Raw genomic sequence first — 11222 nt, 5'->3', positions numbered from 1 at the left:
ATTCCATATGTAAATTCCTAATTATCTTCTCTTTTTTAAATTTAAAATTATTCGTAATTCTTAATACTCAAGCACTCTTGAGCATTTAATCTTATAAAATTTAAAATTTAACAACAATGCATATTTTGTAAATATATGTTAAGAACATATGAACTTCTTTAAGAATTTGAATCTAAAATCAAATCTCATTCGTATAAATGAGTAAAGTTATCTCTATTGATTGTTCTTTGGATAAAGCATAATTTAATAGTAATAAGTAGTTTTAGACAACCTTTAGGACATTTCATATTATTAAAGGAAAAGATTGGGTAGATTATGTATTGATAAGGGAGGGATTCAATTGGGTATTATGGATCGAGTAAAATTTGATGGTCTTAAATCACGGGACTGGTTAGTATACAAATATCCAAATGATAAAATTGTTATGGGATCACAGTTGATTGTGAACGAAGGACAAGTTGCCGTTTTTGTAAAAGGTGGACAAATTTATGATTTGTTTTACCCTGGAACGTATCGACTTTCAACGGATAACCTACCTATTCTTAGTAATGTTCTCAATCTTTTTTATGGCAATAAAACTCCCTTTAGCTCTGAAATCTACTTCATCAATTTAGCTACTAAATTAGATATGTATTGGGGAACACCGGATCCTATCCAAATTATTGATCCGAAATATTTCGTAAAGCTACGTATAAGGTCCTATGGGCAACTTGCTTTACGTTTAGAAGATCCATTACTGTTTTTCAAAGAAATTATCGTTTCCCTTCATAAAGATGACTTAGTTGTTTATGACAAAGTACAAGACTACTTTAAGGGAATGCTCATAACGAATATTAAAACGACTTTAGCCAATAAAATCATTAAAGAAAAAATTTCAGCCCTTGATATTACAGCTGAAATTCCAAGTATTACAGATGATTTGAAAGTTAGAATTGCTGAGGAATTCGAATTATATGGGTTTCAATTGATTAACTTCCATATTCAATCCATCAACTTCCCAGATGAAGATTTTGATCAAATTAACGCCTTATTAAAAGACATTGCCCAAATGGAAATGTTAGGCGAACATCGATATGAGAAAAAACGTAGTTTAGATATATATGAAAAAGCGGCTTCTAACCGTGAAGGAACAGATACATTTAAAACGCACTTAAATAAAAGCTTACTGAATCACTCACATACAAAACAGTGTCCTTCTTGCAATGAGTCCATTCCATCTACAAGTAAGTTCTGTAATTTATGTGGAGCTAAAATAGAGGCTAAGATAATTTGTCCAACTTGTAATTATGAAAATGAAGAAGATTCTAAGTTTTGCTCTTCTTGTGGAACTCATTTAGCAAAACAAGTGTGTGAGTGTGGAAATGAACTACATCCAGTGGATCGATTTTGTAATAATTGTGGAAAAGAAGTATAGGTTTGGAGGTATATAGGATGAAAACGAACAAATGCCCTCAATGTGGCGCACCTAGAGATCCAGATGCAACTCAATGTAAATATTGCGGTGAAAAATTTGTTATTGCACAGACCCAAAACCAACCAACACTCAAATATGCTGAACCTGTCTACCCACATAACCCAGTTCAACCACCAGTGCAACACGGACAAATGTATGGTGTTCAACCTTACTGGCCTATTAGAAATAAAGTTGTGGCAGGGTTATTAGGTATTTTTTTAGGTTGCTTTGGCGCCCATAAATTCTACCTAGGTAAACCAGGATCTGGAATTATTTATTTAGTATTTTGTTGGACATCTATACCAGCTATTGTTGGTTTTTTTGAGGGAATTGTTTACTTAGCATCTAACGATCATAATTTCCAAATGAAACATCAAGTCCGATTAAAAGAGTATATATAACCAATTTCATCACTAAATAATAATCAAAGGAGCTAAGGCGATTGCCAAAGCTCCTTTTCGTTTTTATTTTGCTGGTGGTGCAATAACTTCTTTTCCACCCATATATGGACGTAAAACTTCTGGAATCACTACAGAACCATCTTCTTTTTGGAAGTTTTCTAAAATAGCAGCCACTGTGCGACCAATCGCAAGTCCTGAACCATTTAATGTGTGTACATATTCTGGTTTTGCCCCTTGCTCACGACGGAAACGAATATTTGCACGACGCGCTTGGAAATCTTCAAAGTTAGAACAAGAAGATATTTCACGGTACATGTTTTGTGTTGGCATCCATACTTCTAAATCATATTTTTTTGCAGCAGTGAAACCAAGATCTGCTGTACACATTAATAATTTACGGTATGGTAAGCCTAATAATTGAAGTACTTTTTCAGCATGGCCAGTTAATTTTTCAAGTTCATCATAAGATTCTTCTGGTTTAACGAATCGAACTAATTCAACTTTGTTGAATTGATGTTGGCGAATTAACCCGCGTGTATCACGCCCAGCTGAACCTGCTTCAGAGCGGAAATTCGCACTATAAGCTGCGAATCCTTTAGGTAACAATTCTCCGTCGAGGATTTCATCGCGGTAAACGTTTGTCACAGGTACTTCTGCTGTTGGAATCAGATAGTAATCAGTATCAACTAATTTAAATACATCCTCTTCAAACTTTGGTAACTGTCCAGTACCTGTTAAGCTATCGCTATTAACGATCATAGGCGGTAACATTTCTTCATAGCCATGTTCTTCTGAATGTAAATCCATCATGAAACTCATTAATGCACGTTCTAGTCTTGCTCCTAAACCACGATAGAAGACAAAACGGCTTCCCGTTACTTTACCAGCACGTTCAAAATCAACAATTTTTAAGTCAGTTGCTAAATCCCAATGAGGTTTTGCTTCAAAACTAAAGTTTGGTAGCTCTCCCCATTTTAATACTTCAACATTATCATCTTCCGTTGTACCAACTGGAACAGATTCATGAGGAAGGTTTGGTAAGCGCATCATCATATAATCGAACTTTTCTTCTACTTCACGAAGTTCCGTGTCGATTTGTTTAATTTCATCTCCAACTTCACGCATGCGTGCAATTACTTCATCTGCATTTTCTTTGTTTCGTTTCATTACTGAAATTTGTTCAGATACTTTATTTCGCTCTGCTTTTAAAACTTCCGTTTTAGCAATTAATTCACGGCGTTTTGTATCAAGTGCTTCAAACTCATCAATATTACCTAAATCCTCATTACGTGTTAGTAAAATCTTCTTCACTTCTTCATAATTTTCACGTACTCGTCTAATATCTAACATAATACTTTTCTCCTCCAAATTAATAATTAAATACAAACATTTCCTTTTGAACAAATAGAAAAAGCCCCCATCCCAAAAAAGGGACGAGAGCTACCCGCGTTGCCACCCTAATTGACTAGACAAAATACGTCTAATCCACTTATCACATAACGGCTTTTCAACCGGCTCAAGCTTACTATTCATTCAGCAAGGCATCTCAAGGACGGATTCACAACTGCTCATATCAGCTTTCACCAACCGCTGACTCTCTAAAAAAAGCTAACATTGTTACTACTTCCTATCATCGAATTCAAATATCATTCATTTTAACCATACTTTACTATATGATTTTTTGTTTTGCAAGGGATGTATCGATTAATTCTTATCATTAACAATTTAATTACTTTTAGTATAATAATAATTGACCACTTTATACAGTTAATTAATAAATTTTTATAAAGGTCAGTTAGGATTGATACGAAATGGACATGCTTATTTTCGAACTTGAAAGAAATACTGGAAAACCATTATATGAACAACTCTATTTAGGCATAAAAAATGCCATTATATCTAAAAGGATTGAAGTAGGCACAAAACTTCCTTCAAAAAGAAAACTTGCGGAATTTTTAAATATTAGTCAAACAACGATTGAAATCGCTTATGCACAACTTTTAGCAGAAGGTTATATTACTTCTAAGCCCCGTGTTGGCTTTTTTGTAGAAACGATTGATGATTTACCCTATGTTGAAAAAGAATTGAATCCTGAACAAGTTAAACCCATTTTAAAACAAACATATCGCATTGATTTTAATCCAGGAATGATTGATTTAGATGGCTTTCCTTTTTCTACTTGGAGGAAATATGCAAAAATTTTATTCGATGAACAATATAAAGAGCTTTTACTAACTGGATATCCTCAAGGTGAAATTGAACTTCGGACGGAAATTTCTAAATATCTTTTCCAATCACGAGGTGTAATTACGAGCCCTGAGCAAATCGTTATAGGATCTGGTACTGAACAACTTTTGCCAATGATTATTCGATTGTTTGAACAATCCAATGGATATGCCATTGAAAATCCTGGATATAAAACGGTGAATCGTATTTTAAAACAAAATGGCCAAACTGTATATCCAATTACAGTGGATGATGAAGGTATTCGGGTTTGTGACTTAGAACAAACAAAAGCAAGTGTAGTTTATGTGACACCATCTCACCAATTCCCTACTGGGGCAGTTCTATCAGCAACTAGAAGATCTCAACTGTTAAATTGGGCTGCACAGGACTCTGATAGATACATCATTGAAGATGATTACGATTCAGAATTTAGATATTTAGGTAAACCGATATCATCTCTTCAAGGTTTAGATAAAAACGAAAAAGTAATCTATATGAGTACGTTCACAAAATCTCTTATGCCTTCATTGCGCGTTGCTTATTTTGTGTTACCAAAATCATTATTATCAAAATATAATAAAACCTTTACGTATTACAGTTCAACGGTCCCAAGATTTGATCAACATATTTTAGCCAAGTTTATGAAAGATGGTCATTTTGCAAAGCATTTAAATCGAATGCGTAAAATTTATAAGAAAAAACATGATCACATGACTGAAATTTTAGAAACGTATTATCCAATGGTGTCAATTTCGGGAGAACATACAGGTATGAATATCCTTATTTCTTTTCCCCACTCTTTGTCTGAAGCAGAATTAAAACAAATAGCCGCGGAGAAAGGAATTGGTGTTTACCCAATTTCTGATTATATGATAGGCCCAGTAGAAAGCACTGAACCAAAATTTCTTTTAGGCTTTGGTGGATTATGTTTAAGTGAAATCGAACCAGCCATTCATGAGTTAATGCAAACATGGGGAATTTCAAGAGCCAATCCTTAACATGAGGATTGGCTCTCCTTTATGATTCAATTAATTGGATATTATAATGGTTGAACCAAATATGAATTTGAGCTAGGTAAGCTAATAATTGTGGTCCTGCCATTAGTTGGCCAAACCATGGAACCTTAAAAGAGGACCCTTTGGATTCAACTAATTCTTGTAATTGTTTCGCATCGAACAATTCGTGAAGAATGGAATTTTTATCTTCCAGTATATTTATTAGCCATTTTTGAACACCGTCTGTATAAGCAGGGTGATATGTTTTTGGATATGGATTCTTTTTACGATACAAAACTTCATCTGGCAAAATACCTTCCATCGCTTTTCTTAAAATCCCTTTTTCTTGATTTCCCACTTTTTTCATTTCCCAAGGAATATTCCACGCATACTCAACGATTCGATGATCCGCAAATGGAACACGCACTTCAAGACTTGCCCCCATACTCATACGATCTTTTCTATCTAACAAAGTTGTCATAAACCATTTCATATTTAAATAAAATAGTTCTCTTCTCTTTTCTTCTTCTACACTATCACCCAATAATTTCGGCGTTTCATTCGCAGTAATTTCAAATTTATTAAGAACGTATTCAGGTATATTTAACTTTTGCTGCCACTTCTCTTGAAGGAATTTATTTCTTTCAGCAGAGGATCGAATCCATGGAAAACCTTCTTGTTGTAAACCAAAAAACCAAGGATAACCCCCAAATATTTCATCGGCACATTCGCCTGAAAGGGAAACAGTAAAATTGTTCTTAATTTCTTTACAGAACCATAATAGAGAGGAATCTACATCAGCCATCCCCGGTAAATCACGAACATGAACTGCTTCTGTTAAATAATCGATAAGTTTTTGTTGGGAAATAATTGAGGAGTGATGTGTAGTGTTATATAAATCTGTCATCTTTTGAATCCAGAAACTATCTGTAGAAGTTTGGAAGTCATTTGCAGCGAAGAACTTTTCGTTATCTTCATAATCAATTGAATAAGTATGGAGTCTATTTCCTTCAGACTCATATTTTTTCGCAGCAATCGCAGTAATAATACTTGAGTCTAGCCCCCCTGATAGGAAAGTACATAATGGAACATCCGACACTAGTTGTCTTTCAACTGCATCTGTTACTAAATAGCGTACGTGATCTACTGTATCTTCAAAGGAGTCTGTATGTTCTTTACTTTTAACATCCCAGTACTGCCATATTTTAAGTCCATTCCGACTAAATTGTAATGCATGACCTGGTTTTAATTCTAGGACTCCCTTAAATACCCCATTACCAGGGGTTCTTGATGGTCCTAAGCCTAAAATTTCAGACAATCCTTCATAATCTATTTCAGCTTTCATATTTGGATGTGCTAATATTGCCTTGATTTCCGAGCTAAATAATAATCCTCCATCAAGTTCAGCATAAAAGAGTGGCTTTACACCTAAACGGTCACGGAAGAGTGTTAATGTTTCTTTTTCCTCATCCCAAATACCAAAAGCAAAAATTCCATTCAGATAATCTACACATTGCTCTTTCCATTCAATAAAAGATGTTAATAACACTTCTGTATCGGAATGAGTAGAAAATGAATAGCCTCTCGCTAAAAGTTCTTTACGGATATCTTCAGTATTATACAATTCTCCATTATAGGTAATTGTATAATTTGAACTCTCTTTCATTTTAGTCATTGGTTGTTTTCCGCCTTCTAAATCAATAACTGCTAAGCGTCTATGACCTAATAAGGCATGATTGTTTTTATAAATTCTACCGTCGTCAGGCCCTCGTTTTGATAGAGTATTTGTCATTTGAGTTACAATTGATTCTTTTCCTAGTAAACATTCTTTAAAACTAATCCAACCTGCAATCCCGCACATTAATGATCACTCTCCTCACCTTGTACTTTATGTAAAAATGTTTTTATTGGTGATATTGTCTATTAAAAAATACATAAATCTACCTAAATATGTGGATTTATAGGTAATTCAAAAGCAAAAAAAAACACACAATTCCAAAAGAATTGTGTGTTTTCTTAAAGATTAAAATTCTTATAGTCTATTAAGAGAATAGGCCCGTAACGAATCCAGTAATACCACTCCAAATACTTGCAAAGAAACCACCGATTGCTTGGAATAATAATGAGAACCAACCAGCTCTTTCAACTGGTTCAGTTGTTACTACATCTACAGCTAATTCTTTTCCATCTATATAACCGTAATCTGTACCTTCAGTTCGTTCGATTACTAGTTTACCAACAACCGTACCTTCTTCTACTTCAGCTTCCAACGTATCTTTTTCTAGTATTAGTTTAGGTTTATATAAATCTTTCTCACTTGATTTTACTAACATAGAAATAGGTTCTTTCACGCCAATAGCTACTTTGTCTTCTTTACCTTTTGTAACAGAGATTGTTTTTTGATCTTCAAAAACATAGTTTCCTGGTACGATTTCTTGTTTAGAGAATTGTGCAAACCCATAATCGAATAGAGTTCTTGTAGCGTCAAAACGAGCCTTTTTAACAGGGTCAATACCGTATTCATTTACTGCATTCATTACTACAGCGATTAGACGAGTACCATCACGTTCTGCAGTTCCTGTAAAACATGAACCAGCAAAATTTGTTGTACCTGTTTTTAAACCATCTACACCTTCATATTCAAATACTAAACCAGGTAACATCCAGTTCCAGTTTTCCATTTCAATTGCATCTTCAGTACCTTCACGGAAAGTTTTCTTCGGAATACTAGATGTTTCTAATACTTCTGGATGGTCTTTCATTAGGTGATAAGCTAATTTTGCTACATCTGTTGCAGACATAACGTTTTCGTCTTCAGGGCCTGTCCCTGCAGGATGCATCCCATTAAGATCTGCATTATTTAAACCAGTTGTGTTAACAAATTTATAATTTGTTAAACCTATTTCTTCAGCTTTTTTATTCATTAATTTTAGGAACTCTGTTTCTGTTCCTGCAATCGTTTCTGCAATTCCTACTGTAGCAGCATTGGCAGAGTAAATTGCCATTGCTTCGTATAACTCACGGATAGTGTAAGTACCATCTGCTCTTAATGGAACATTACTTAATGCACGATTTTGAGACATTTTATATGTATAGTCAGTTACACGATATTCCTGATCCCAAGTAATAGTACCTTCATCGATTGCGTCTAAAAGGATATACTCAGTCATCATTTTAGTCATACTTGCAATACCTAGAGCAGCATCCGCATTTTGCTCATATAAAATTTTACCTGTATCAGCATCAATTAATATTGCTGCATCTACATTTAAACCTAAATCTGTTTCTGCACTCGCATTTATTGGTGTTGAAATAAAAAAGCTAAGTAACAGAACCGGAATTAAAAAGATGTTAAACAAAGATGTTTTCCTTACTGTTTTCACCTAAACGTACCTCCAAAAATTATTATTCTTATATCCGCAATTCTATCATAGTTTTCACTATATATGTTTTAGAAAATAAAAGAAAAAAGCACTCTTTTATTATCATATAATGACGATAAAAGAGTGCAAAAGTTTCATATCATTTATACTAGTGTAAGTTTTCGTTAGACTTCTACTTCGATTATAAAAGTGCTAAGTAGTTAGGTAAAATTAAACAGATTCGCAAGCCAATTGAATTAATAGTTCAACTTTGTATTGCTCTATCACGATGCAACTAAATGCTGTGTTTATACAATAGGAGAAGCCCTTAAATTGTATACACTAATGTATTTGTCGGATAGTACGAACCACTTTTGAAGCTTTATTTATTGTAAAGAATAGTTCGGTGCTTCTTTCGTAATTTGAACATCGTGTGGATGAGATTCACGAAGTCCTGCACCTGTCATACGAACAAATTGGGAATTTTCTCTTAAATATTCTAAGGTTGGAGCTCCACAGTAACCCATACCTGCACGGATACCACCAACTAATTGATGAATTGTATCAGCTAAAGGCCCTTTGTAAGGAAGACGTCCTTCGATACCTTCTGGAACAAGTTTTTTTGCATCCTCTTGGAAGTAACGGTCTTTTGAACCTTTTTCCATAGAAGCAAGTGAACCCATACCACGATAAACTTTGAAACGACGACCTTGGAAAATTTCAGTTTCACCAGGTGATTCAGTAGTACCTGCAAGAAGTGAACCAAGCATTACTACATGTCCACCAGCAGCAAGTGCTTTTACGATATCGCCTGAGTATTTAATACCGCCATCTGCGATAATTGATTTTCCTAATTCACGTGCTACTGTTGCACAGTCATAAACAGCTGTAATTTGAGGTACACCAACTCCTGCAACAACACGAGTTGTACAAATTGAACCAGGTCCAATACCAACTTTTACAACGTCTGCTCCAGCTTCGAATAATGCACGAGCTCCTTCACCTGTTGCTACGTTTCCTGCGATAATTTCTAATTCAGGATAAGCTTCACGAATTTCATTCACTGTATTTAGAACACCTTGTGAATGTCCATGTGCAGTGTCAATTACGATAATATCCACTTGAGCTTCAACTAATTTTGCTACACGTGGCATTGTATCTTTTGAAACTCCAACTGCAGCACCTACTAATAAACGTCCTAAGTGGTCTTTTGCAGCATTTGGGAATTCAATTACTTTTTCAATATCTTTAATTGTTATTAATCCTTTTAACTTACCATCCTCGTCAACAATTGGAAGCTTTTCAATTTTATACTTTTGTAAAATTTGTTCTGCCTCTTCTAAAGTTGTACCGATTGGAGCGGTAATTAAATCTTCTTTTGTCATTACATCATTAATTTTTAATGAATAATCAGAAATAAAACGTAAGTCTCTGTTTGTAATAATCCCTACAAGTTTTTGATCTTCTGGATTATTAACGATTGGTACACCCGAAATGCGATATTTCCCCATTAAATGTTCTGCATCATACACTTGATGAGATGGAGTTAAAAAGAAAGGATCTGAAATTACACCATTTTCAGAACGTTTAACTTTTTCAACTTCCTCAGCTTGTTCCTCAATCGACATGTTCTTATGAATGATACCGATTCCACCTTGGCGAGCCATTGCAATAGCCATTTTTGACTCTGTAACTGTATCCATACCAGCACTAACAATTGGAATATTTAGTTTAATTTTAGGTGTTAATTGAACAGCTAAATTTATTTCCTTGGGTAATACTTCAGAGTGTGCAGGTACTAATAATACATCATCAAACGTTAAACCTTCTTTGGCGAACTTCGTTTCCCACATTTCGTAATGCCTCCTAGTGATTAAGTAAATATTAATAGTTAGATTAACAACATGTAAAATAAGTGTCAAGATTATTAAAAAAGAAAAATAATTCCGAATATTATAACATTCACGATATTTATAGATAATTTAGATATTTATTGTGACTTATACCATTCTTATTCTGTTTAAAAATGTGTCAATTTATTATTGAGCAAAAACAATATATTCCATTTCATATTTAATAGTTCATTACTTCGAAAGGATAAATATTTCTCTTATCTCATGAATACACGTTTACTATTCTCAATTTTGCTTCATTTAAACCAGGCTTCTTAGATAAATGAAATAAAAAACATCACTGGATCATCAGCAGGGTCTTTGGCAACGAATTTTTACCTTCACTTGGCGTGTCTTATACTTCCATCGGCACTATCTCGAAGCGCGATGACCGGCGGATTTCTGCGTCTCCTGCGTCGCTTGCGGTACTCATGTACATAGTACATTCCGTTCCTCACTCCTTGGTTCCTTGAACTCCTTGGTCCTCGCACTTCTCGAATCCTTACTTATAATTGTTGTTACTATGTATTAATCTTTCTTTCTCAAGACGCGCCGAACCTTCGGTTCATTATGGTAGTTGGATATAAAAAACACCACTGAATACTCAGTGGTGTCATTTGCGAAGCGACGTCCTACTCTCACAGGGGGAAGCCCCCAACTACCATCGGCGCTATAGAGCTTAACTTCCGTGTTCGGTATGGGAACGGGTGTGACCTCTTTGCCATCATCACTTCACTTATTTAGTTGAGAGTTTGTTCTCTCAAAACTGGATAAAGACATTGAAAGCGTTCAAGATTGTTTTGGTTAAGTCCTCGATCGATTAGTATTCGTCAGCTCCATGTGTCACCACACTTCCACCTCGAACCTATCTACCTCATCGTCTTTGAGGGATC

7 protein-coding genes, 2 rRNA genes and 1 other annotated feature are annotated in these 11222 nt (G+C 34.7%); of the genes, 3 read left to right on the top strand and 6 right to left on the bottom strand.

The window, feature by feature from the left end; translation table 11 throughout:
- Nucleotides 1-349: 349 nt before the first annotated feature.
- A complete protein-coding gene (locus CRO45_RS18750) occupies nt 350-1414 on the top strand; it encodes an SPFH domain-containing protein (protein WP_235864676.1) in 1065 nt (354 codons plus the stop codon).
- A 17-nt stretch (nt 1415-1431) separates the two neighbouring features.
- On the top strand, nt 1432-1854 hold the full coding sequence (locus CRO45_RS20485; protein ID WP_097151162.1) for a TM2 domain-containing protein: 423 nt from the start codon (nt 1432-1434) through the stop codon (nt 1852-1854).
- A gap of 63 nt (nt 1855-1917) precedes the next feature.
- On the opposite strand, the gene serS is transcribed toward CRO45_RS20485, so the two are convergent.
- Nucleotides 1918-3204: a serine--tRNA ligase gene (gene serS / locus CRO45_RS18740; RefSeq protein ID WP_097151161.1), complete on the bottom strand. Its 1287-nt coding sequence runs from the start codon at nt 3202-3204 to the stop codon at nt 1918-1920.
- Nucleotides 3205-3280: 76 nt separating this feature from the next.
- Nucleotides 3281-3497: a binding site (T-box leader), on the bottom strand.
- A 168-nt stretch (nt 3498-3665) separates the two neighbouring features.
- On the opposite strand from serS, the gene pdxR reads away from it, so the two are divergent.
- Nucleotides 3666-5078: a MocR-like pyridoxine biosynthesis transcription factor PdxR gene (gene pdxR, locus CRO45_RS18735; protein ID WP_097151160.1), complete on the top strand. Its 1413-nt coding sequence runs from the start codon at nt 3666-3668 to the stop codon at nt 5076-5078.
- A 19-nt stretch (nt 5079-5097) separates the two neighbouring features.
- On the opposite strand, the gene asnB is transcribed toward pdxR, so the two are convergent.
- The 5 genes from asnB to CRO45_RS18710 form a co-directional block, all read right to left on the bottom strand.
- A complete protein-coding gene (gene asnB / locus CRO45_RS18730; protein WP_097151159.1) occupies nt 5098-6936 on the bottom strand; it encodes an asparagine synthase (glutamine-hydrolyzing) in 1839 nt (612 codons plus the stop codon).
- Nucleotides 6937-7117: 181 nt separating this feature from the next.
- Nucleotides 7118-8458: a D-alanyl-D-alanine carboxypeptidase family protein gene (locus CRO45_RS18725; protein WP_097151158.1), complete on the bottom strand. Its 1341-nt coding sequence runs from the start codon at nt 8456-8458 to the stop codon at nt 7118-7120.
- A 365-nt stretch (nt 8459-8823) separates the two neighbouring features.
- Nucleotides 8824-10290: an IMP dehydrogenase gene (gene guaB, locus CRO45_RS18720; RefSeq protein WP_097151157.1), complete on the bottom strand. Its 1467-nt coding sequence runs from the start codon at nt 10288-10290 to the stop codon at nt 8824-8826.
- Nucleotides 10291-10948: 658 nt separating this feature from the next.
- Nucleotides 10949-11064: ribosomal RNA gene (gene rrf / locus CRO45_RS18715) — 5S ribosomal RNA — on the bottom strand.
- Nucleotides 11065-11129: 65 nt separating this feature from the next.
- A 23S ribosomal RNA gene (locus CRO45_RS18710) occupies nt 11130-11222 on the bottom strand; the annotation flags it as partial.

This window comes from Ureibacillus acetophenoni (assembly GCF_900220965.1).
Lineage (GTDB): Bacteria > Bacillota > Bacilli > Bacillales_A > Planococcaceae > Ureibacillus > Ureibacillus acetophenoni.
Note: the sequence above shows the minus strand (reverse complement) of the source record. Positions and strands in the feature narration are given on the sequence as shown.